The 23162-nt window shown below is 55.1% G+C and carries 23 protein-coding genes and 1 pseudogene; 10 read left to right on the top strand and 14 right to left on the bottom strand.

Features of this window, described 5'->3' with window-relative positions; translation table 11 throughout:
- The first annotated feature begins 28 nt into the window (after positions 1-28).
- Genes NYE24_RS26030 through cysC form a run of 3 tightly spaced genes read left to right on the top strand, consistent with a single transcriptional unit; the run spans position 29 to position 2843 of the window.
- Entirely contained in the window at positions 29-1387 is a 1359-nt protein-coding gene (locus NYE24_RS26030; RefSeq protein WP_342479301.1) for an STM4012 family radical SAM protein, read from the top strand.
- Positions 1384-2292, top strand: coding sequence for an STM4011 family radical SAM protein (locus tag NYE24_RS26025; protein WP_342477020.1), 909 nt, complete (start codon positions 1384-1386; stop codon positions 2290-2292). Before NYE24_RS26030 ends, NYE24_RS26025 begins: the two co-directional genes overlap by 4 nt.
- Positions 2289-2843: an adenylyl-sulfate kinase gene (cysC, locus tag NYE24_RS26020; RefSeq protein ID WP_342477019.1), complete on the top strand. Its 555-nt coding sequence runs from the start codon at positions 2289-2291 to the stop codon at positions 2841-2843. The genes NYE24_RS26025 and cysC overlap by 4 nt, the downstream gene beginning before the upstream one ends.
- 410 nt (positions 2844-3253) lie before the next feature.
- On the opposite strand, the gene NYE24_RS26015 is transcribed toward cysC, so the two are convergent.
- Positions 3254-4012 carry a hypothetical protein gene (locus NYE24_RS26015; protein ID WP_342477018.1) on the bottom strand — a complete coding sequence of 253 codons (759 nt, stop codon included), beginning with the start codon at positions 4010-4012 and terminating at the stop codon, positions 3254-3256.
- Positions 4013-4197: 185 nt separating this feature from the next.
- The gene (locus NYE24_RS26010) at positions 4198-5622 is read right to left on the bottom strand and encodes a PLP-dependent aminotransferase family protein (RefSeq protein WP_342477017.1); all 1425 of its coding nucleotides are present in this window, start codon (positions 5620-5622) and stop codon (positions 4198-4200) included.
- A gap of 262 nt (positions 5623-5884) precedes the next feature.
- Here NYE24_RS26010 and NYE24_RS26005 point away from each other — a divergent pair, with 262 nt between their 5' ends.
- Positions 5885-6835: an EamA family transporter gene (locus NYE24_RS26005; RefSeq protein ID WP_342477016.1), complete on the top strand. Its 951-nt coding sequence runs from the start codon at positions 5885-5887 to the stop codon at positions 6833-6835.
- Positions 6836-6930: 95 nt separating this feature from the next.
- Here NYE24_RS26005 and NYE24_RS26000 read toward each other — a convergent pair whose 3' ends face one another.
- Both NYE24_RS26000 and NYE24_RS25995 read right to left on the bottom strand, forming a co-directional pair.
- Positions 6931-7530: a hypothetical protein gene (locus NYE24_RS26000; RefSeq protein ID WP_342477015.1), complete on the bottom strand. Its 600-nt coding sequence runs from the start codon at positions 7528-7530 to the stop codon at positions 6931-6933.
- Positions 7531-8109: 579 nt separating this feature from the next.
- Positions 8110-8604 (bottom strand): annotated as a pseudogene (locus NYE24_RS25995) (general stress protein); the annotation flags it as partial.
- A 341-nt stretch (positions 8605-8945) separates the two neighbouring features.
- Between NYE24_RS25995 and NYE24_RS25990 the strand changes: the two are divergent.
- The 4 genes from NYE24_RS25990 to NYE24_RS25975 all read left to right on the top strand — a co-directional run bounded on the left by NYE24_RS25990 (position 8946) and on the right by NYE24_RS25975 (position 12854).
- Positions 8946-9257: a (2Fe-2S) ferredoxin domain-containing protein gene (locus NYE24_RS25990; protein WP_051493345.1), complete on the top strand. Its 312-nt coding sequence runs from the start codon at positions 8946-8948 to the stop codon at positions 9255-9257.
- Positions 9258-9422: 165 nt separating this feature from the next.
- On the top strand, positions 9423-10265 hold the full coding sequence (locus NYE24_RS25985) for an AraC family transcriptional regulator (RefSeq protein WP_341029014.1): 843 nt from the start codon (positions 9423-9425) through the stop codon (positions 10263-10265).
- 95 nt (positions 10266-10360) lie between these two features.
- Positions 10361-11350: an aldo/keto reductase gene (locus NYE24_RS25980; protein WP_341029012.1), complete on the top strand. Its 990-nt coding sequence runs from the start codon at positions 10361-10363 to the stop codon at positions 11348-11350.
- Positions 11351-11945: 595 nt separating this feature from the next.
- Positions 11946-12854, top strand: coding sequence for an aldo/keto reductase (locus NYE24_RS25975; protein ID WP_342477014.1), 909 nt, complete (start codon positions 11946-11948; stop codon positions 12852-12854).
- Positions 12855-13047: 193 nt separating this feature from the next.
- Here NYE24_RS25975 and NYE24_RS25970 read toward each other — a convergent pair whose 3' ends face one another.
- The 5 genes from NYE24_RS25970 to NYE24_RS25950 form a co-directional block, all read right to left on the bottom strand.
- Positions 13048-13347, bottom strand: coding sequence for a hypothetical protein (locus NYE24_RS25970; RefSeq protein ID WP_036693755.1), 300 nt, complete (start codon positions 13345-13347; stop codon positions 13048-13050).
- A gap of 94 nt (positions 13348-13441) precedes the next feature.
- On the bottom strand, positions 13442-14173 hold the full coding sequence (locus NYE24_RS25965) for a ZIP family metal transporter (RefSeq protein WP_036693754.1): 732 nt from the start codon (positions 14171-14173) through the stop codon (positions 13442-13444).
- Between the two features lie 74 nt (positions 14174-14247).
- Positions 14248-15204 (bottom strand): peptide-methionine (S)-S-oxide reductase MsrA, encoded by a 957-nt coding sequence (msrA, locus tag NYE24_RS25960; protein ID WP_036693752.1) that lies wholly within the window; start codon positions 15202-15204, stop codon positions 14248-14250.
- A gap of 31 nt (positions 15205-15235) precedes the next feature.
- Positions 15236-16033, bottom strand: a complete 798-nt coding sequence (locus tag NYE24_RS25955) for a hypothetical protein (RefSeq protein WP_342477013.1) — start codon at positions 16031-16033, stop codon at positions 15236-15238.
- Positions 16030-16974 carry an ATP-binding cassette domain-containing protein gene (locus NYE24_RS25950; protein WP_342477012.1) on the bottom strand — a complete coding sequence of 315 codons (945 nt, stop codon included), beginning with the start codon at positions 16972-16974 and terminating at the stop codon, positions 16030-16032. The genes NYE24_RS25955 and NYE24_RS25950 overlap by 4 nt, the downstream gene beginning before the upstream one ends.
- A gap of 135 nt (positions 16975-17109) precedes the next feature.
- On the opposite strand from NYE24_RS25950, the gene NYE24_RS25945 reads away from it, so the two are divergent.
- Entirely contained in the window at positions 17110-17844 is a 735-nt protein-coding gene (locus NYE24_RS25945; RefSeq protein ID WP_162174451.1) for a LytTR family DNA-binding domain-containing protein, read from the top strand.
- Positions 17841-19157 carry a GHKL domain-containing protein gene (locus NYE24_RS25940; protein ID WP_342477011.1) on the top strand — a complete coding sequence of 439 codons (1317 nt, stop codon included), beginning with the start codon at positions 17841-17843 and terminating at the stop codon, positions 19155-19157. Before NYE24_RS25945 ends, NYE24_RS25940 begins: the two co-directional genes overlap by 4 nt.
- A gap of 13 nt (positions 19158-19170) precedes the next feature.
- Here the strand turns inward: NYE24_RS25940 and NYE24_RS25935 are convergent, their stop codons facing one another.
- The 5 genes from NYE24_RS25935 to NYE24_RS25915 form a co-directional block, all read right to left on the bottom strand.
- Positions 19171-19533: a hypothetical protein gene (locus NYE24_RS25935; protein WP_036693741.1), complete on the bottom strand. Its 363-nt coding sequence runs from the start codon at positions 19531-19533 to the stop codon at positions 19171-19173.
- Entirely contained in the window at positions 19520-19696 is a 177-nt protein-coding gene (locus NYE24_RS25930; protein WP_155991288.1) for a hypothetical protein, read from the bottom strand. The genes NYE24_RS25935 and NYE24_RS25930 overlap by 14 nt, the downstream gene beginning before the upstream one ends.
- Positions 19693-19947: a hypothetical protein gene (locus tag NYE24_RS25925; protein WP_036693739.1), complete on the bottom strand. Its 255-nt coding sequence runs from the start codon at positions 19945-19947 to the stop codon at positions 19693-19695. The genes NYE24_RS25930 and NYE24_RS25925 overlap by 4 nt, the downstream gene beginning before the upstream one ends.
- 205 nt (positions 19948-20152) lie before the next feature.
- Entirely contained in the window at positions 20153-21316 is a 1164-nt protein-coding gene (locus tag NYE24_RS25920) for a response regulator (protein WP_342477010.1), read from the bottom strand.
- Positions 21317-21338: 22 nt separating this feature from the next.
- Positions 21339-23114 (bottom strand): histidine kinase N-terminal 7TM domain-containing protein, encoded by a 1776-nt coding sequence (locus NYE24_RS25915; RefSeq protein ID WP_143804290.1) that lies wholly within the window; start codon positions 23112-23114, stop codon positions 21339-21341.
- Positions 23115-23162 lie beyond the last annotated feature (48 nt).

Raw genomic sequence — 23162 nt, 5'->3', positions numbered from 1 at the left:
GACGTCCATCCGGCAATCTCTGCATCACATGAACCAAGACGGACACCCTCCCTTCTCCGCTGGGGAGCTTCAGCAATGGACGGAGCAGATCACGGCCCATCCTTACCGCAATTATCTCTATTCCTATCCGCACAAAACCGCTTACCGCGAGTTCGCGTTCCCCCTTCCTTTAGAGGAGCTGTGGCGGGATGAGCCTGCGGAGAGTTTTTTCTTATATATGCATATTCCGTTCTGCGGCGCGCGCTGCGGCTTCTGCAACCTGTTCACGCTGCCTGATAAAAGAGCGAATGTGCACGCCGAATACGTGGATGCGCTGGAACGGCAGGCCCGGCAGTGGGCAGCCTTCACCCGTCACAAGCCTTACGCGCGCTTCGCCATCGGCGGCGGGACGCCCAGTCTTCTCGCTCCCGCCCAACTGAACCGGTTGTTCAGGATTGCAACGGATATCATGGGGGTTGATCTTAGAACCACCTCTATCTCTGTGGAAACCTCACCCGAGACGCTGACGGAGGAGAAGCTGACGATTCTGAAGGAGCATACCGTGGACCGCGTCAGCATGGGCATCCAGAGCTTCGTGGCCGCCGAGTCGGCTGCGATCTACCGCCCGCAGGACCCGGAGGTGGTGTACCGTGCGCTGGAGCTGCTAGGGCAGTTTGATTTTCCCATTCTTAATCTGGATCTGATCTACGGACTCCCAGGGCAGACAGTGGACTCTTGGCTCTATTCGCTGAACCAAGCGCTGCGGCATGAACCGGAGGAGATCTTCCTCTATCCGCTCTACACCCGTGAGCATACCATTGTGAAGCCGGGCGATCTGGTGAACCAGCTGGATATCCGTCATGAATGCTATGAAGCAGCACGTGCAGTGCTGGCAGAGCGTGGCTACCGCCAATACTCCATGCGCAGATTCGCCAAAGAAGATGCCGGAACCGGCAAGGATATTCTCGACTACAGCTGTCAGGAGGAAGGGATGGTCGGTCTCGGCTGCGGCGCGCGGTCCTATACCCGGAATGTGCATTATGCCTCCCGCTATGGCGTCAGCCGCAAGGCCACGGAGAGCATTATCGCGGATTATGTTGCCGCAGAGCGTTATGATACAGCCGATTATGGCATCGTACTGAGCCTGGACGAGCAGAAACGCCGGTTCATTCTAAAAGCAATCCTGCACAGCGAAGGGCTGACGATTGCGGATTATAACCAGCGGTTCGGGACTACGCTATGGGAAGATCACCCCGAGCTTGGCCTGTTGGTACAGAGCGGGTTCGCCACGGATGATGAGGGCATTCTGCGGCTGACTCCAGATGGGCTGGGGTACTCTGACTCCATCGGTGACTGGTTCATCTCCGGCGAGATCCGCGAGCAGATGCAGGAGTTCGTCCTGCCATGAAGGCAGTCCTCTACTACCGCGGTTCCCTCTCCTCCTGTAACTATGACTGTCCGTACTGCCCCTTCGGCAAAACCAAAGACAGCGCCGCCACCCTCGCCAAAGACCGCGCAGGTCTTGAGACCTTCGTCCGCTGGGTGGCGGAGCAGGGGGCCGCAGGCCACCGCCGCCTGTCTATCTTTTTCAATCCGTATGGCGAAGGCTTGACGCACCGCTGGTACCGGGAGGCGCTGATTACGCTGTCCCATATGGAGCATGTGGACAAGGTCGCCATCCAGACCAATCTGTCGGCCCGGCTTGATTTCACCGCTGAACTGAATCCGGCCAAGGCAGCCTTCTGGGCGACCTATCATCCGGGTCAGGTAAGCGAGGACAAGTTCCTGGCACAGTGTATGCAGGTATACCGGCAGGGCATTCCTTTCAGTGTGGGCAGTGTGGGGGTGCATAGTGCCTTCCCGGCTATCGCCTCGCTGCGTGCGGCCTTGCCGGAGGATGTCTATTTGTGGGTGAACGCCTACAAGGATAAACGGGATTATTATACGGCGGAGGATATAAGCTTCCTGAGCGGCATAGACCCGCATTTCCAGATTAATGCGCTGGACTACGACAGCCTCGGCGCCAGCTGTAATGCCGGCAGCAGCGTATTCTACGTGCAAGGCCCCGGCCTGGTAAAGCGCTGCTACAAGGACCGAGCGGTCATCGGCAACCTCTACCGTGACGGCCTGGAGGGACTGGCTGCCCAGCGGAGCTGCCGCATGAAGATCTGCGACTGCTACATCGGCTATATTCATATGCCCGAGCTGGGCCTGGAGCAGATCTACGGCTCCGGCCTGCTGGAGCGGATTCCTTACGGCGCAGGGAGCCTGCAATCGGTGGCTGGCCGCGGAGACGGGAGGACAGAGCAATGACGGCTCAGGTACATGCCCATACACATACTGGCATAACGATATGGCTTACCGGTCTGTCGGGGGCGGGCAAGTCTACGCTTGCCGCGCTGCTTACAGACCGGCTCCGGGAGCAGGGGCAGGCGGTGGAATGGCTGGACGGCGATGAGCTGCGGCGCAGCCTGGGGCGGGGACTCGGCTTCAGCCGCGAGGACCGGTTCGAGAACATCCGCCGGGCGGTCTACCTCGCCGGGATACTGAACCGGCATGGCGTGATTACCGTGGTCTCGGTAATCAGCCCTTATGCCGAGATGCGCAGCTATGCCCGGCAGGAATTGCCGGGCTTCGTCGAGGTCTATGTGGACTGCCCGCTTCCCGTCTGTGAAGCGCGGGATGTCAAAGGGCTGTACGCCAAGGCCCGCTCCGGTGAGATCCCGGCCTTCACCGGGATCTCCGATCCTTATGAAGCTCCGGCTGACCCGGAGCTGACGCTGCACACTGCGGAGCGTACAGCGGAGCAATGCATGGAAGAGCTGATCAGCTGGCTCACGGAGCATCGGCTTTATCTGCTCTGATGGAATAGAGCAGACGAAATAAGGAGGGGCGTTAATGCCCCTCCTTTGTTTATTTAGCCCGCGTCCGCTGGATTCAGGGGCACTAATGCTCCTCATTTGCTCATTTTGCCCGCGTCCGCTGAATTCAGGGGCACTAGTGCTCCTCATTCGCTCATTTAGCCCGCGTCCGCTGAATTCAGGGGCACTTATGCTCCTCATTTGCTCATTTTGCCCGCGTCCGCTGAATTCAGGGGCACTAATGCTCCTCATTCGCTCATTTAGCCCGCGTCTGCTGAATTCGGGGGCACATTGGGACAAATTGTATGTGATAAACCGAACACAATTGCTGCTACGAGGGTAATCAAACCCAATGTATACGAAAAACCAAGCACAATAGTGTAGGTAGTATCGCCTTATTAATCCACTCCTAATTACTTATGCGAGTTAGATTGGCCGCGCAGGAGAATCAATACGGCGGCTCCAAGAACTGCGATTCCGGCACCCGCTCCAGCGTATAGCAGCCAAGATGCAGAGTTTGTTTCAGGCACGGCCGTTGGATTATTTTCAGTTGTTGGATTACTTTCAGTTGTTGGATTACTTTCAGTTGTTGCGTTATTTTCAGAAGCTGGAGGGTTTGTTGATGTTGGATGGTTTCCAGAGACCGCCCCTGGATCATCAGCGATCCCGGGCGGCTCCGTGGGCGAGCCCCCTGATATTCCGGCGCCAAGCTCATTTAAGTCCTCCTCCGCACCAGAAAAGAATGCGGTCCGGCTGCACAAGCTGACTGTAAGCTTAGCAGTCCCTCCTGTACCCTTCGCTTCCTCTGCTCCTGCATATACGATGTAGCGTTCACCCTTGGTGAATTCAAAGCCGCAGCTATCCCCCGACTGTGCGGTAGTTACAGTCACCTTCTCCCCCACTTCACCCTTCCACCGGGCTCCCACTTGAAAGGTTACACGCACCGGATCAGCGCTGGACTGCATAATTTTAAATTTCTCTTGAATGGAGACTACCGTTCCCTCAAAAACAGCCGTACTCTTCTCCATTGCCTCCAGCGGCGAAGGAGACACAACACAAGAACAGGCATAGGTTACCTGCGGGCGCACAGTCAGCAGTGTCATGAAGACAATTAGCGCACAGAGAGCCGTCAGCCAGGCGCTCCGTATTTTCCTTCTCGTTACCATCATCATCACGCTCCTCATAACCCTCAGACGGAAATTTCCAGAGAAAGGTTACTCTACAAACCAAAAAGTCCCATCCTAGCAAAATAGCCGCAGTTACTCGCTAAGCATACCTAATAGAGATGTAGCTGCAACTATCAGCTGTTACCGTCTTTCCCGTTACCTATTCCTATTCCTGTCACCTATCTCACTAGCTACTCCCCCGCCTCAATCTCCCGCGCAATGGCGGTGAGTTGCTGCATTCCCTCGCGCAGTAATGCTTCACTGGCAAAAGAATAGCTGAGACGCAGCCAGGACTTCATCTCCCCCAGCGGATCGCAGAGCTCACCGGGAACGAAGGAGATGGACTGCTCCAGGCAACGGGCCAGCAGCTGAGTTACCGGAACACTGTCCGGCAGCTTGACCCACAGATTGAGGCCGCCCTGCGGAGTGGTCCATTCCCAGCCGGTGGCCGCGAGCTCCTCCTCCATAATCTCCTTGTGCACCTGCAGGGCAATCCGCAGCTTGCCGAGATGCTGCTGTAACCGCGGCGATGTGTAATAATGCAGGAAAATCTTCTGATTCAGCAGCGGCGTCCCGTTGTCCGCCAAGGACTTGGCCGCGATCAGCCGTTCCATGAACGGGTAACGGCAGGCCACCGCGCAGATCCGCAGGCCGGGAGCCACATATTTGCTGAAGCTGCTGATATAAATGACCCAGCCCTCCGTATCATAGGCGAAGAATGGTGCGGGCGGCTCTTCCCCGAAGTACATATCACGGAACGGATCATCCTCAACGAGCAGGCAGCGGTAGCGCTCCGCAAGCTCCACCAGGAGCTTACGCTGCTTCGCCGGAACCGTATACCCCGTCGGGTTATGATGGGTCGGGTTGATGTAGAACATCCGCGGCTTAACCTTGCGCATCAGCTCCTCCACCGCCGCCAGATCATAGCCCTGCGCCGAGATCTCCACGGCTACCAGCCGTGCCCCTGCCCGCTTGAAAATATCCAGCGCCACACTATACGTAGGCCGCTCCACCAGCACAACATCCATCGGGCCGAGCATGATTCCGGCAATCAGATTGATTGCCTGCTGGGCGCCTGAGGTAATCAACAGCTCCCGGGCCGACAGCTGGAGCCTATAACGTTCCTCGAAATGGCTGCTCAGCGTAACGCGCAGCTCTTCATCCCCCTGTACGGAGGCGTAGGTGCCCATGACCCTCGGGTAGAGATCGAATACTTTTTTGACATAATCGGACAGGAACAGGTTCGGCAGCAGTCCCGGATCAACCAATGCCTGAGAGAACTGGTACACTACGGGCATACGTTGAATATCGGACATCGGGCTCCTGACCATATATCCGGGTACTGCCGTCCCTTCGTCCGCCGGAGGGTTAAGCCTGCTGCCCGGCGCCACATAATAACCGGATTTGTCTTTGACATACAGCTTGCCGCTCTCGGCCAGCGCCCGGTAGGCCTTGAACACTGTCAGCCGGTGAACCCCCAGCTCCTCCGCCAGCAGCCGGATCGAAGGCAGTTTATCACCAGTCTTCCACTCCCCGCGCTCCATCCGGTTCAGCATGAACTCATAGACTTGGCGGAATAAGGGATTATTCTGCCCGGCACCCGCTATTTTTTCCATCAAAAAACTACCGCCTCTCTGCAACCTATACCGGGGTCGCCCCGCTCCATCGCTCCATATTCACTCGACACGGCTCCAGCTGACGCTTGCCGGCTCCTACACATCCCCGCACGCCCCGCCGCTAACTTCTCTTTGCCCTATTGTACAGCATTCCCCTCCGCAACTGTTCTACTATCTTCAAACTGTTCTGTGCCAATGAGGATATGATTAACTGAAATCTTTAAGAGGGTGACACATTACCACCGCAAAGGGGAACTGAACCATGATTCTGTTAGCTTATTCACTTGTCTGTCTGATCTTCGGCACTACCTTCCTGGCCATCAAAATCGGCGTAGACGCCGGAGCGCCGCCCTTCTTCTCTGCGGGACTGCGTTTTTTCGTGGCGGGTGCGGTGCTGTTCCTGTTCATGGTTCTGAAGGGCAAAGCCCGCTTCTCCCTGCTGCTGCGCAAGGAAATGCTGCTCACGGGAGCAGCCCTGACCTTCGGCACCTTCGCCGCACTCTACTGGGCGGAACAATATGTATCCTCCGGGCTTGCTGCCGTATTGTCAGCTACTGGACCGATGATGATTCTGCTGATGCAGACGGTCTTCCTGCGCCAAAAAGCTCCCGCCTACTCCCTGCTCGGCTGCATCATCGGGTTCACCGGAGTCCTGCTGCTGGTGCTGCCCAGCCTGGCAGCTGACGTCACTCCGCTCTGGCTGATCGGCTGTGTGGTGGTGCTGATTGGGGAACTCTGTTACGCGGCGGGGGCGATCTATTCCAAAAAAGTAATCACCACCTTCTCCGCCGAGTCCCCCGTGGCTTTGAACGCAGCCCAGATGATGTACGGCGGGGCGCTGCTGTTCATCATCTCTCTGTTCACAGAGCCGATGCATCCGTCCTTCTTGTTGTCTTTCAAAACTGCAGGTTCCCTGCTCTACCTGACCGTTGTCGGCTCCATGGTTGGACACACGCTGTTCTACTGGCTCGTCTCCAAGACGAATCCGGTTTTCCCGTCCACCTGGCTGTATATCTCGCCGCCGATTGCCGTCGGGGTAGGCTTCCTGTTCTATAACGAAGCAGTCACCTGGGTAACGCTGCTTGGCGTGTTCACGATTATATCCGGAACCATTCTTGTGAATGCTGGCGCACTGAAGCAGCTGTTCTTCAAGCCTAAATCAGTAATACCCGTTCTGCCAAAAGCAAGCGTTGAACCCTTGGTTCAGGAGTAGCTGCTGCGCTTCTCCCGAACACAAACAGCCTGCTCCCTAACTTAAAGGGATGCAGGCTGTTCTGTTATCTTCACAGGCTTCACGCCAATGGAAGTCTACGGCTGCTCTTCTGAGCTGAAATACAAATTCAGCGGCAATTCCTTATCGCTATCGAAGCTATTCGCCATTCTGTAGGTGATGAACAACTTGTCATCACCCTCGCCGTGCGTCCAGGATTCTTCTACTGCCCCTGTCAGCGGCTTCAACGGGAAGGTCATCCCGTCAATCGACTGGAGTGATTCCTCTACATTGTCAGCCTCTGCCTCATCCACTGGTTTGTACTGGTTCAGGAAAGCACGTACCAGCTCTCTCGCATCCTCATACCCGCTGTCCGATCTGGGAAAAACCGTCCCGATCCGGTAACCGGTAATCTTACCGTTTGTGATATCTGCCGTCATCTGCTGGATAAATTCTTTTTGATTGACGGTCAGTTTCTCGTCCAGCATCAGTATACCCAAGGTTGTATCGTACGCTTGAGCAGCATCCTTCATTCCCAGAGTAGTAAGCCCTTCTTCAAGCGGTTGCTTGAATACGGCCCGGTGCTTCTCTACCTGTGTGAACAGCTCGTTATATTGGGGTGTATCCTTGCTGCAGCCCGCCGTTAATAAGGAAAGAACCACTATTCCACAAATGAGCACAAAGTATGATTGTCTCAATTGAACCTGCCTCCTTCTCCTATCCCCTTCTATAAAATAACAAATATTCAAGCTACGATCCACACCGCAAAAACAAGGGCCTCCCTAAAGTCCGGCAGGACTTCGGGAAACCCTTGTCTTTTATCCTCTAATACGCCGTTCATCACTCTATGCTCATTGCTTCATCCGCTGTTCATTCGCCACTTAACGGATGCGCCCGTGGTTTCTGAGCAGCTCGCTGTCATCCTTCGCCTTCTCATCTGCAAGGCTCCCGGACCGGGTGCCTTCCTGTCTGGCGGCTTCCTGTGCCTGCCGTTCCTCCCGGTCTTGGAGCCTGCGGTCGGCTATATGATCCGGCATCTTGTCGATGCCGTTACGCGTGCCGGAATACAGATCCCCTGTCATTCCCGGCCGTTTCATATCCTCGACTGCGCTTCGCTCCGGGAGATCATGCTCCGTGGCTGAATTCATCGTGTCCAGCCCGGTATCATGTCTGCCTTCGAGACCTGAGCCATTGAACGCCGCATCCACCGCGTCTGTTACGGAGTCCCGTGGAGCATTCACATCTGCAGCCGTATCTGCAGTGCCGGCATCCCTCATATAGCGGTCAGCATTTGCCGAATTATGGTTGCGGAATACAGTGTATACGTCATGTTCGCGGGAGACATCTGCATCCACCATAACCAGAATGTGTCCTTCGTCTACATAGTTGTCATAGCTCGCGGCTTCATCCTCCGGAATGCCTAATCCGATCAGACCGCCGACCAGACCGCCCGTTCCTGCGCCTACGGCTACTCCGGTCAGGGTGGCTGCAATCGGCCCCGCTGCGATAATCGGCCCGATTCCCGGAATTGCCAGAGCGCCGATGCCTGCGAGCAGTCCGGTTACACCGCCAAGGATACCCCCGGTCGCCGCCCCGGAAGCCATACCCTCCGGCACCTTCGTCCCGGTCTCATCATTGATCGCTTCCACATCGCGTTTATTTCTCGCTATCACTGAGATATCCTCTGTCAGAAAGCCGTGCGCCTTCAAGTCTTCAATGGCCCGTGAAGCTTCATGCTCGGCATGGAACACACCTACAATTTTCTTATTCATAACGATTCCCTCCTGGTAGCTGTTTTAGGTTGTTGTTGGAATGACGCTCGCTTTACTTTCACATCCCTTACTTAACCAAACCCTTCTCCGCGAAACTGGTAACTTTCGATCTTGAGCCGGGTTCCGCAAAAAAATTTATGAAACAGGAAATTGCCTGCCGGACACATTTTCCACAAATTCAGTGATTTGAAGTCAGCTTAGATTACACTGAATTCTCCAATTGATGGAAGTTATTAAGCCTTTGGGAACAATGCTCCAATCTCCTTACAGCGCGGCCAAAAGAGACTATACTCCTCGTATAACAGGTTAGCTACTCTTATAGAATCCAGGGGGAAACCGCGATGAATATGCGTCTGAAGGTACTCAAGAAGCATCTGCTCTTCTGCTGCAGTGAGCACTGCAATAACCAGGATGTAGAGGATGTCATGCAGGAATTCAAGGAGCAACTGGTGGAGCAAGGGATCAACAAAACGGTCAAAATCAACAAAACCAGCTGTCTCGGCCTATGCGGCAACGGCCCTTTTGTCATCGTGTATCCGGACGGGGTCTGGTATTACAATGTAACGACGGAGGATGTGGCCCGTATCGTGGAGGAGCATTTAGTGAACGGTCAGCCCGTAGAAGAGCTGGTTATGCTCAAAATGGAAGCCTGAGTCCCAGCGTCCCCCGCCTGCCCGCCTTCAGCCTCATACTCCTGGTCCCTCCCCTCCCCGGGCTGGGACTATTTGCGGTTGTCCGGTGCTCCTCCTTCTGAGGTATACTAGGGGTATATGTTCATTAGGAGTGCCATCATCCTTTTAGGAAATGAGGCTGCAAGCATGACAGTATTCAAATATAACGCCCATCGCCCCCACCGGGCCAATCCTGACCTGTATCTGCATTACTGGGGCCAGGAGCAGTGTGTACCCGGTCATTCGTTCGGACCCGGGGTACGCAGCCTGTACAAAATCCACTTCATACACGCCGGAACCGGCACGGTAACCGTCGGTGAAGCCACCCATACATTGAACGCAGGACAGGCCTTCCTCACTTACCCGCATGTGGTAACGCATTATGCCGCAGATCAGGACAACCCTTGGCTGTATTCCTGGATTGCTTTTACCGGGGAGGAGGCAAATTATCTGCTGGGACGGACTTCGCTTACTCCCGAGCAGCCGGTGTTCCCGATGGACCAGGTGCTGATGCCCTCGCTGTCCGCCAGGTTATCGGAGACAGGGAGCAGCGGGGAACTGCTGGATCTGCCGCTGAAGGTGATGCTCTATGAGTTCTTCTCCCTGCTGCTGCGCACGGTCCCGGCTGCCGACAGCCCGGCTCCGCGCAGCAGAAGTGTCTATGTCGAGCAGTGCCTGCATTACCTTCAAGCCCATTACGCCGAGAATGTGACGATGGAGAGCTTGTCCTCCTCCCTGAAGCTGGACCGCAAATATATGTCGGCGCTGTTCAAGCGGACAGTCGGCTTGCCGCCGCAGCAATATCTGCTCCAATTCCGTATGTCCAAGGCCTGCGAGCTGCTGACAGAGACCGGCTGCACCATCGGGGAGATCTCGCAATCGGTGGGGTATCAGGACGCCTTGCTATTCTCCCGGATGTTCAAGAAGGTGAAGGGCTGCTCCCCCAAAGAATACCGGCTCCGCCATGCGGATACGGACATTGTGCTATAAAAATCATCCATGCTGACATACGATTGAAAGCGTTTATCCGCTACAATTAGGGAGGTATGAGGTCAAGCACAACTTACACTTAGGAGGAATCCAATATGTATATCGCCAATTCTGAACGCTATGACAAGATGAAATATAACCGCACCGGACGCAGCGGCCTGCTGCTTCCGGCCATCTCCCTCGGGCTATGGCATAATTTCGGCGGCAATGATGTGTATGAGAATGGCCGCGCGATGGTCCGCCGGGCATTTGACCTGGGGATCACCCACTTCGATCTGGCCAATAACTATGGCCCGCCTGCCGGCTCTGCGGAAGAGAGCTTCGGCCGGATGCTGAAGACGGATCTAGCGCCTTACCGCGATGAGCTGATCATCTCCAGCAAGGCCGGATATTACATGTGGCCCGGCCCTTACGGCGAATGGGGCTCCAGGAAGTATCTGGTCTCCAGTTTGGATCAGAGCCTGAAGCGGATGGGGCTGGATTATGTAGACATCTACTACCACCACCGTCCGGACCCGAATACACCGCTGGAAGAGACCATGTCCGCCCTTGATTTCCTGGTCCGTCAGGGCAAGGCGCTGTATGTTGGCCTCTCGAACTACAAGCCGGAGGAAGCGCGCGAAGCCGCGCAGATTCTCCGCCGCCTGGGCACGCCTTGCCTGATCCATCAGCCGAACTATTCGATGATGTCGCGCTGGATCGAAGACGGCCTGCAGGATGTACTGGAGGAAGAGGGCATTGGCACCATCGCCTTCTCCCCGCTGCAAAAGGGGATTCTGACCGACCGCTACCTGAACGGCATCGCAGCCGATTCCCGTGCAGCCGGACCCAGCGTGTTCCTCTCCGAGAAGGAGCTCACGCCTGAGGTGCTGGCCAAGGTTGGCAAGCTGAACGAAATTGCGGCGGCACGCGGACAGAAAATGTCCCAGCTCGCCTTATCCTGGGTGCTGCGCGGCGGCAAGGTGACCTCTGCACTGATCGGGGCAAGCAAGATCAGCCAGATCGAGGATGCTGTAGCTTCACTGAATGCGCCTGAGCTAAGCGTAGAAGAGCTGGGGCAGATTGAGACGATTCTGCACGGATAAGCCGTGCAGATACTGCACCTGCTGAACCTGCAGCTCACAGATACCAGATCACAGATTGTAGATTACAGATCCCAGATCACAGATCACAGATCACAGATATGACGGAAATCCTGCCCGCCCGCTCGCGGTGGTGCAGGATTCTTTTTGTGCAGATATCCCTACCCTAACTAGTACAGCACAAGATTTAAATATATGGATTGGATCAGTAAGACGGAACCACCAAAACTATTATGTTCGGTTTACCGCATACATTAGGCCCGATACCTTCGCGCAAGCACATTGTATTCGGTTTTTAGCATACATTGGGCCTCATTACCTTCGCGCAGGCACATTGTATTCGGTTTTTAGCATACATTGGGCCTGATTACCTTCACGCAAACACATTGTATTCGGTTTTCCACATACAATTGCTCCCAATTCCTTTACTCCTTATAAAACTTCAGGTCTCATCATGCCCAACCACAATTAAAAGACTGAGGTTGTTCCAGTTGAACTCTGAAGGAATCCCGCCCGAGTGCTTACGGTGTGCCTGAATGCTATAATGAACTCATTCGTACCCATTAATACCCATCACTGCGTAACGAAAGGACATCCGATGAAGACTAACCGACTGGGGCAATCTGATTTACATGTAAGTGCCATGGGGCTTGGCTGCATGTCGCTGGGGACCGAGGAAGCGCAGGCCACCGCCATTATCCACGAAGCGCTCGAACGCGGAATTAACTTCCTGGATACTGCCGACCTCTACGATGAGGGCCGCAATGAGGAGATTGTCGGTCAGGCCATCCGGCACCGCCGCGCTGACGTGATCCTGGCGACCAAGGTGGGCAACCGCAGAATTCCCGGCCAGGAAGGCTGGAGCTGGGATGCCTCCAAGGCCTATATCCGCTCTGCTGTGAAGGAAAGTCTGCGCAGGCTGCAGACCGATTATATTGACTTGTATCAGCTGCACGGAGGAACGCTTGAGGATGATATCGATGAGACGATTGAAGCCTTCGAGGAGCTGAAGCGTGAAGGGGTTATCCGCCATTACGGCATCTCCTCCATCCGGCCGAATGTGATCCGGGAATATGTGCAGCGCTCCGGCATCGTCAGCGTGATGAGCCAGTATAGCATTCTCGACAGACGCCCGGAGGAGAGCATTCTTCCGCTGCTGGGCCGCGCGGGCATCAGCCTGATTGCGCGGGGTCCGCTGGCGAGCGGCATTCTGACCGATCACGGCCGCAGCAAGGCACAGCGGGCATATCTGGACTATACGGAGGCCGAGCTCACGGCGCTGCATAAGCAGCTGATGAGCCAGACCACCCTCACCCGGACGCTGACGCAGACTGCGCTGCAATATCCGCTGGCTGATCCGGCGGTTGCTGCCATTATCCCTGGGGCCAGCAGCCTGGAGCAGCTGCGGCAGAATATGGCGGCTGCCCGCTCGCAGCCGCTCTCTGCGCTTGAGCTTGAAGCCGTACGGGATTCCAGCAAGGCAGGACGGTATACCCTGCACGTATAGAGCGTGCTTACGGCCAAGTGGAAACGGCTTCGCCGTCCTTTTAAAGGACGGTACCGTTTCAGCGAGAAATAGAAGGATAATTTATAGCGTGAAATATATAAATTCTTATATTTCAACAGAAGAAGCTGTCCGGAAACTGTAGGCGTTACAGTCTCTGGACAGCTTCTTATTTTTTTGCCTTGCTTCTTATTTTCTACCTATGAGCGCGTTTCCTTGCCTTAACTATCCACGTAATCAATGCAGCCACAAATACCACTGCGGTAATGAGCCAGGTCAGCAGGAACGCCATGCCCAGCCCGATATTGGCATCCAGCGCTTCCCTTCTGCTCTCCAGTATCAGCATCACGGCAAGCGGCGCTCCGCTGGCTATCAGGAGAACCGTCATGCTGTACCGGGCGAAATTCGTCCGCTTCTGAATAGCCGCGTATAAGCACAGGTATGAAGCAATCAATAGTACGAAGGATAATGCAGCTTCCCATTCCAGTCTAACCATCGTGTCACCACTCCTTCTCCATAGGAACCGGGGATTGCGTTATAGTATAGCGGCTGCGGCAGGCAGATGCAAACAACACTGCTGCTGAAGCAGCCTAGCCAAAAAACTGCGTAATATAGACCATCGCGAGCAGCCCGAAGATAAACGAATACGTGGAAGGCCGTTCATATCCGTGACCATGGCTCTCCGGGATCAGCTCCTTATACACAATAAAGAGCATCGCTCCGGCAGCGAATGCCAGACCGTACCCGACCACATTCTGTACATAGCTGGCTGTAAAATACCCGATCACGGCCGATACCATCTCCATCAGCCCGGTCAACGCTGCTATCGTCAACGCCTTACGCCGGCTGGCGCGGGCATTCATGAGGAAGATCGCCAGAATCAGCCCTTCCGGCATATTCTGCGCACCGATCGCAATCGCCACCATCGGGCCAAGGCTTGTCTGCTCGCTGGCATAGCTGAAGCCTGTGCTGAGCCCTTCGGGGATGTTATGAATGAACAGCGCAATCATGACGAGCAGCGCTTTGGAATCCAGAGTGCTGAGGCCGGGCTTATTCTCCACATCGATATGCGGTATATGGCTCTCAATCAGATCAAGCAGCAATACGCCGGTAATCAGCCCCAGAGTCAGTGCAGTAATGCCCGATTCCTTGATGGCCTGCGGCATCAGCCCGAACGTGCTTGCAGAAACCATGATCCCTGCGGTGAAAGCCACCAGCACATCCTTCCACAGCTCAGACAGCCGCCTTACGAACAGAATAGGAATAACGCCCAGCACTGTTGCCATTGCAGACAAAAAGCTGCCTAGAAGTGCACCCGCCAAATCTTCAACCCCTTTTGTGGACAGGACTATAGATCAAGCATATGCTCAAGGCAGCTATAAATATGACCTAAGCTTCAGAGTCTCACATACCGTCTCAGCCCCCGGTCTTCAAGCTCTGCCTTAGGGACGAACTGAAGGGCGGCAGAATAGATATGGTAATGCTGCTTCGCCGGCTCCGGTCCGTCAAAGGTCAGATACCCCAGATAAGCTCCGCTCAGCCTGCTGCGCAGCACGGTCCGCACCTGCCCGCCGCTATAATCCGCTTCGCGCCGGATCAGCCCCTCTTCCACCGGACCCGTGAAGCTGGGCCAGCCTGTGCCGGAATCGAATTTGTCTGCCGAGCTGAACAGCGGATCACCGCTGATCACATCCGTGTATAGACCCTCCTCGAAGTGGTCCCAATACGCATTCTGGTAGGCAGGCTCCGCGCCTTTGTTCTGGGTGACCTCATATTGCAGCTCTGTAAGCCGCTCCCGCAGCCGCTTCTTGTCCTCACGGCTGTTCCAGTGCAGCGCTGTGAAGTCGTCACGGCCCGAGCCCTTCTGATATAGCTTATAATCCAGCGGATGGGTCAGATAATATTGCTGATGCTCCGCTTCCGCCGGATAGAACGGCGCAGCGGGCAGGATGGGCGTCACAATCGGCGCTTTGAAGCGCTTGCTGGCCTTCAGCCTCTCCTTCGACAGCTCCGCCTGCTTCTGCTGCTCTTCATTCTGAACAAAGATCGCCGGAGCGTAAGAATGCCCCCGGTCCATGAACTGTCCGCCGTCATCCGTCGGATCGATCAGCTGCCAATAGATGTCCAGCAGCCGTTCATACGGGAACAGCTCAGGATCATAGACAATCTGTACTGCCTCCCGGTGCCCGGTAGTTTCCGACCCTACCTCTTCATAGGTCGGATTCTCCGTATGCCCGCCTGTATAACCTGATACCACAGAGACGATGCCCGGCAGCTCGTCGAACGGCTTGACCATACACCAGAAGCAGCCGCCGGCGAAGGTCGCCAGCTGCAGCGCATCATTCGAAGTCAAACAGACCGCCTCCCTACATGCTTTTCCCCTATTATATCTGAATATCCCGCTTCTCCAAAACGGTCAGGGTGATAGTTAGAGACAGCAAGATCCAAGCTGCGGGAATCCACAACGCGCGTATATAATCCCCCGTCCCCGAGAGCAGGATCAGCTGTGAGTTCTCCACATATATCCTCGAGAATTTGAGAATCTGCGTCATGAGGGAATGCTCAGAAACTGCGCGAAGAACCGCAGAGGAGGCGTCCTTGAGATACCCGCTGAGCAGCAGATTACCGAAGATGAAGAAGAATGCGGCCACCACCGCCGAAGCCGGTTTGCGGATCAGTATCCCCAGCATCATGACTGCTGCACAATAAGCTGCCAGATAGAGCAGGTTCAGTCCCAAGGCTGTCAGACCAGCCGCCAGATCCTCTGTATATCCGGCATGTCCTACCGGCACTCCTGTGATCAGCGCTGCCGCCAGAGAGAAGAGATAATATAAACCGTAGAACTCCAGCAGCCAGCCCAGAACAGCAAGCAGCTCCAGCACGTATTTACCGGTGAAGTACTTCGCCTTGCTATGCCCGGCAGCAATAATATTCTGCACCGAGCCATGCTCGAAGCCTTCGGTTGCGAAGAAGCAGGCATGCAGCGGAATGACCAGATAGAACAGGATGGAGAACGAAGCAGCCGTCTTGAGCGGCTCTGCATAACTGCTTAAGGAATAACCGCCTTTGCTGCCCAGAATTAGAACAAGTGCGAGGCTGGCGAGGGCGAAGACTGCGGTGACGCTTTTGAAAGCCAGATCCTTACGCAAATAATAGATTTCAGCCTGCCAGAGGTTTCTCATCTTCCGCCGCCCCCGATCAAGTCCATATAATACTGCTCCAGATTGGGCGCCGTCAGATGGAAGCCGTCAACCGGAATCTCCCGCTGCACGAGAAGAGACATTAGGCGCTCCAGATCTACCCCGCTGCGGGGAAGCTCGATCTCTCCGGACTGCTTGACCCGGATATCCCCGCAACTTAGCTCCTGCCTCAATATCTCAGCTACAGCTGCTGCCGGAGAAGATGTGGTAATACAGATCATCACCTGCGCAGACCGCTGCAGTTCAGCAGCCGAAATCTCCTGAATCAGCCGGCCTTGATGAATGAAGCCGTATTTACCGGCCAGCAGCTGCAGCTCACTCAGAATATGGCTGGAGATCAGGAGAGTCACGCCTTGTTCCCGGGACAGTTGCTCCAGGATATGCCTGACCTCCACAATTCCCGCAGGGTCGAGTCCATTCACCGGCTCATCCAGCACCAGGAACTCCGGCCGGTTCAGGAGGGCCACCGCAATTCCCAGCCGCTGGCGCATGCCAAGCGAATACTCGCCCGCCTTCTTTGGTCCCGCCTCATCCAGACCTACAAGCTTCAGCACTTCAGCACTTCTGCCCTTATCCCTGATGCCGAAGATCCGGCAGTAAAAGCCCAGATTCTCCATAGCATTCATATGCGGATAGAGCGAAGGCCGTTCAATCAGGAAGCCGATCCGGCGTCTGGCCGCAATCTGTTTCTCCTTGCTCTGCTCTCCGAATAAGGCCATCCTTCCGGCTGTCGGATGCACCAGACCGCCGATGATTCTCATCAGCGTTGTTTTGCCTGCCCCGTTCTCCCCCACGAAGCCGTATACTTCCCCCGCCTCAATTCTCATGCAGAGCTGATCCAGCGCCGCTCCTGTAGGGTACTCCTTGGATAAGCCCTCAGCCTCAAATACCGTTGCCGTCAAAGCAAACACTCCTTTTCCCATTCAAATCTGTTGACGGCTTAACGATACCATCTGGTGTTCCCTCCGCTAACGCAGGTGTCATATTCACGCGAGATCATGTCGTTTTTGAGGATGAAAATGTATAATGTAGGGATAAATGCAAAGGTGGAGAAGCCGATGATTCATATTGCTGTGTGTGACGATGAGCCCCGCGCAGCCGGAGAGGCCGAGCGCCTGATTCTGGAAACCGGAGAACACTTAAACGAGCCTATTGAAATTTCCATATATTATTCAGGAGAAAGCTTTGCCCGGGCCCTCCGGGATGGCAGCCAGTTCGATATTATCTTGATGGACATTGAGCTGGGCGGTCTGGACGGCATTGCGGCGGGACAACTGCTGAGGGAAGATGACGGCAATGATCCGGTGCAGCTTATCTATATTTCCAGCCATGAAGAATACCATATGCAGCTGTTTGACTTGCGTCCGTCGGGGTTCATGAAAAAGCCGGTAACGCCGGAGAGCTTCAAGCAGAAGCTGGTCCGGGCCATACATAAGACCCTCCGTCTCCGGCAGCAGGGCCGGACCAACTTCCTTGCAGTACAGCTGAAGAACCAGGAACTAAGGATTCCTCACAGGGACATTCATTACCTGGAGAGCAGCATCCGGCGGATTACACTGGTTACTCATGATCGGACACTGCAATACTACGGGAAGCTAATAGAGGAGGAGCAGAAGCTGGCGTCCAGCCATTTCGTAAGAATTCACCAGTCCTATATCGTGAACTTCTATTCAATCCAGGCCATCAGCGCCAAAAAAATCATTCTCACCACCGGCTGTGAGCTGCCGGTCAGCAGCAAATATAGCCCCGCTGTGCGCAGGGCCTATCTTCATTTCAGGGGGGAGCTGGTATGAATTCCTTACTCCTCGATGAAATCATATATCTCGCTGTACTACCGCTCCTGTCAGTCATACTGCATCTCTTCTTCAGCCGCTTCTTCACCTGCCGTGTAGAATCACGGCTGCGGCTGACCGCCTTTTATATTCTGTATATTGGTGTTCATGCTCTGCTCCATCACAGCTCCCTGCCCGGCTTGCTGCTGATGGCTGCTAATATCGGACTGATCCTGGGTCTGTCCCTGCTCTACAGGGGCAGCCTTGCCTGGCGGTTATACGCTGCGGTGTTTATCTCTGCTGTAATTATCCTCAGCGATGCAGCGGTTCTTCTGCCGCGTACAGACTTCGGTTACAGGCTTGGCTTGCTGCTCTCGAAGCTCTTGATGCTATTGCTCGTGCTGCTGCTGCGCAGGCTGGTGAAAGACGAGGGCCGGGGCCAGCCAAACGGATGGTTAGGGTCTGTTGTCTTTCTCTGTCCTTGTCTTAGCATTGCGGTATTGCTGAAGTTATCCGGCAGTCCCTTCTTCCAGCTATATCCGCAGTTATTCCCTATTGTTCCCGCCTTGCTGCTCGCTATCAATCTCTTGATCTTCCTCCTGATTGACCGCGTGCTGAACGCGCAGTCTGAACGCAGCCAGCGCCTGCTGCTGGAGCAGCAGAACAGCTATTATGTGAACCAATACCACCGGAACCGGGAATTTCAGGAGGAAGCTCTCCGCTTCCGCCATGACTTCAACCATATTCTGCTGGGCCTGCGCTCCAGAATTCTCAGCGGAGAAGAAGCCGCCTCTACAGCCGAACTGGACGCTCTGCTGGGCTCGACTGGACAAGCCCAAGCTTACTGTAACACGGGCAACCCGGTTATTGACTCCATTCTGGACTACAAACGGCAGGAGGCATCCGCAGCAGAGATAGATCTCCGTCTGGAGCTGAGCCTTCCTCCCCGGCTGATGCTCGATACCGCTGTTATCAGCGTTATTCTGGGCAATGCCCTTGATAATGCACGGGAAGCAGTCAGCCTGATCCCCAAGGAACAGGGAACAGAACGGTACATCGCGGTCCATATGCATTATCTGAATGACAGCTTATTCATACGGATTCAGAATCCGTATGCCGGGTCTGTCCTCCAAGGCCCAGGCGGCGAGCTGCTGACGACCAAAAGCGATAAGCGCTCCCACGGGATCGGACTGCGGAATATCCGCCAGACGATGGAGCGGGCCGGCGGGCTGTTTCAGCTTGCTTACAGCGGCCAGCTGTTTCAGCTGGAGCTGGTGCTTTTTCATATGGAGAGAGATGAACGTGGCGGAAGACTAGTGTCCGAGGGGGAATGATGGGGAATGGGGCCTACTTCAGTTTCTTGCGTTCGCTGCGGGGCTTAGGCCTATGGTTGCTGTCCCATAACTCCTTGTGCATCAAGCCTGCGAATACAAGCATGACGAGGGTCAGCACCAGCACATACTCCCGCAGGATATCGGATAAACTGCCGGACAGGTTCAGCCCGAGAATAATGTTCAGCCTTCCCCACAGCAGATTGAGACACAGGAGTGCTACTGCCCCATAAGTTACCCACACACTGCGGAGGTACAAATTATAGGTGCGCATAGGTCCCCGTCCGATGAAATATTTGCTGTAACGGATAACATACGCGGTAAAAGCGATCAAGGCGATCAGTTCCAGTGTAATCAGGATCAAGTCAATAATGTCCATGCAGATCATCTCCCCTTCTACCTAAGCCCGTGCGGTGCAGATCAATAAGCCTCTCTAGATCATTGGATTCATACGCCTCCTGAATTTGGCCCAGGGTCTCAATTTCCCGTTTGACCCGGCTGGGCTTCAGCTCGTGCTTGCGAAAGATATCGAGGAGCTTCACTTGTTGACGACCTCCTCATCATTAGGTTTTCTCTCTGCGGTTCCTCTCTCAATCAGCAGCTTCACGAGCGTACGGTTATATTCGCTAAGCTGCTTCTCATTCTCCTCATCGCGTTTCTGATAATTCTGTATGACTTTCTCTTTATTCGCAATTTGCTTAATACTCCAGATCAAGGCAGTAGATAACAGAACATTCAGCACGACCGAACCATTGTTATCCACGAAAAGGCCAGTCAATGCACTGAAATCCATCTGTATCCCCCCATTTCCTAATGTAATCGGAACGGATTCGCGCCTTTACCCCTGTCCACATTTTTGGCGAAATTCCTTGCCGCCACTCTAACAGAATCACCCTCAAGCTAATCTACTCTAGCAACAGCCATTCTGATTGGGTTGAGCAGCAAAAAAAACCGGAAGACCCGTAATCCGGGCCCTCCGGAGAAGGCTGAAACAGCGCTTATTTGAGTTCCGAGATCCGCCGGACCAGGGAATCATACAGGTAGATTAGGTCACCGGAGGGCTTGATGCCAAGCTCGCGGCTCAGCAGCCGCACGTAGTCTGTGTAGACGGCATTCAGACCTTTTTTGTCTCCGGCCAGTTCGTGAACGGCCATCAGCTTGCGGATCACCGATTCATCCAGCGGATTCCGCTTGTTCAGCTTCAGCAGCAGCTTGGAGGCCGCAGCGGAATCCCGGCTGGCAATGAGCGCTGCGGCCAGCCGTTTGACGAAGGAGGCATACAATTCCGCATAACGCTCCGTCTCATGGATGGCCCACACATAAGCCTTGTCGCCGAACAGCTCCCCTGTATAGAGCTGCTCGATACGCATAGCCCTCTCTATATCCGGGAGTTCAATGATGTGCAAGGCGGCTGCCTCCTGTTCAAATTGCAGATAGTCGATAACCGGCGCCTGAAGCTCAAGCGCATACCCGTCGTTCTCCGAACGGATGGCTTCCCGCAGGCCCAGCGGCTCCAGAGATTTGCGCAGTTGATAGACGGTAGTGTTAAGATAGCTCTCCGCATTGGTCTTATGCATGCCGCCGAAGATATCCGCAACCAGCCTGCTCCGGGGGACGCGCTTCCCCCGGAGCAGCAGCAGATAGGCAAACAGCTCAGCACATTTACGTGAGGTCCATTTGACCCGGCCTGCCCCGCTGCTGACGGCAACATCCCCAAGCATCGTGAGCGTTACCCGGCCGGAACCGGCCGGAGCCTGCACCTCCGGCTGAGGGGAGAGCCGTGCCGGCGCAGCCCGCCGCTGGGTAAGCACCCGGTTCACTGTGCGCGCAAGCCGCTCCTGGGAGACCGGCTTGACCAAATAATCCAGCACGGACAAGTCGTAAGCCTCCAGGGCAAATTCCTTATGTGAGGTCACGAACACAATTTGCACCGGAGAAGCGGCAGCCGCCAGCCTGGCTGCAAAGGCCATGCCGCCTTCTCCCGGCATAGAGAGGTCTACGAAGGCAAGCTCCACATCCGGGTGCTCCACCAGAAAGGCAGCAGCCGACTTCGTATCTGTGAACGTACCCGCAAGCTCAACTTCAGGCAGTTTAAGCAGCATAGTGCTAAGGATCAGATGCATCATCCGTTCATCATCGACCAGTATAACCTTCACTTGCATATCTCCTCCCTCCCGCTGCCCGTTACTCCATCCGTTCGCCTCCTGCCGATCCCGGCAAGGTGAAGAAGAAGGTGGTTCCACTACCCGGCTTGCTCTCAAACCACAGGCTCCCGCCATGAATGCGCACAAATTCACGCGCGAGCGCCAGGCCGAAGCGGGCATCTCCTGCCTCCTCTCCCAGCGGCGCCTTCAGAATCGGCTCCTCCAGGCGCAGCATGTCTGCGGTCGCTTCATCAATACCGATCCCGTCATCGCGGACAGACAAGATCACCTTGTCCTCTTCAAACAGGGCTTCAACCACAATAGAGCCGCCTATCCCAGTGAATTTGATAGCGTTAGAGAGCAGATTGCGCAGGATCAGATCCAGCATCTCTTTATCCGCCCGTACGGTTAATTCGCTGCCGATACGCTCCGTCAGGCGGATCTGCTTCATCCCGGCCTTCGTACCCGCCAGCATCAGGGCCTGCCGGACCACCTGCTGCACACTCCAGGCCTGCGGATGGAACGACACCGTCCCCTTCTGGCTGCGGTACCAGTCCAGCAGATTGTCAACAAGCTGGAACGTATTCCGCACCTGCCCTTTAATCTCCCGCACCACCTCCGCATGCTCCCCATCTGCAGCTGTCAGCCCGTCGCCCAGCAGCTCTGTCAGGCTGACCAGCAGTGCTACCGGATCGCGGATATCGTGGGCCACAATGGTGAACAGCTTATCCTTGAAGGCATTCAGCTCGGACAGCTGCCGGGCATTCTCGCGCAGCCGGACCTCGCTCTCCTTCAGCTCGGTAATGTCGCTGACCAAGAGGATTTTGCCGATAGGGGTGCTGCCTGTATCATGAATGAAGGACAGGCTGCAATTATAGTACATACGCCTGCCAGCTTGGAGCCGCTCATAGGCAAACCGCTCGTCCTCATCGCTTAAGCCCCTGAGACGTTCAAGCAGCTCCCCGCTGCCGGCAAGCACCTCCGTCATATCCGCCGGGTAGCGCCGCCTGCTCCCAAGCTCGGGAAACATCTTCTCTGCGGCACGGTTGTAGCTGACGATCTGATTCTCATAATCGAACAGAAGGACACCGTCCCGGATCGTCTCGAACACCTGCGCCATAGCCAGCGGAGTCAGACGGAGCAGGTTGAATCTGAGGATGCCCCAGGCGTAGGCGATGCCCGATACTGCAAATCCGAACGGCGTAAGATCTATTCGGGTTCCGGTCCACAGAAACAGATTGAGCAGCATAGGCGCAACCGCACCCAGAAGCAGAACAGCAATCTGTTTGCGTACAATCGGCAGCGCCCGCACAAACATGGATATGAACAGCGCAATCCCGCCAAGCAGCACCAGATAATTATACGCAGCATGGATGTTATACCACAGCCCCTTGACGGTGTAATACAAGGAGACTGAAGGGTCCGTATTCAGCAGAAATTCCCGGTAGATCAGATGATGCCAGTCATTGGTGAGCTGCAGGATGAAGATGACGGCGGGGATCAGGAACAACAAGGCAATCAGTCGCTTACGGAAGCGCGCAGCGGCTCCGGTGAATTGAATCGCTTGTACCAGCCATAAGGTGGAGACAAAGGGAATACCCAGATATTGAATGTGCAGCGCCAGCTTCACCTGGCTTAAGTTCCCGCTAAGCAGCTCAAGACCATAGCCGAAGGCGTAGAAGGCTGCTGTCAGCATAATCAGAATCATCGTTCTGGCAACAGGCAGATGTCTTTTCTGGTACGACAGGAACGAGACAAACAGCATCAGTGCTGCTGCAATAAAAAGCATAATCGACATCCAATGCCTACTTTCCACGGCTGCGTCTCCCTTAATAACAAATTCTATTAAGTTAGGATAGCACCT

Source organism: Paenibacillus sp. FSL H7-0350 (assembly GCF_038593195.1).
In the GTDB taxonomy this organism is placed as follows: Bacteria; Bacillota; Bacilli; order Paenibacillales; family Paenibacillaceae; genus Paenibacillus_AQ.
Note: the sequence above shows the minus strand (reverse complement) of the source record. Positions and strands in the feature narration are given on the sequence as shown.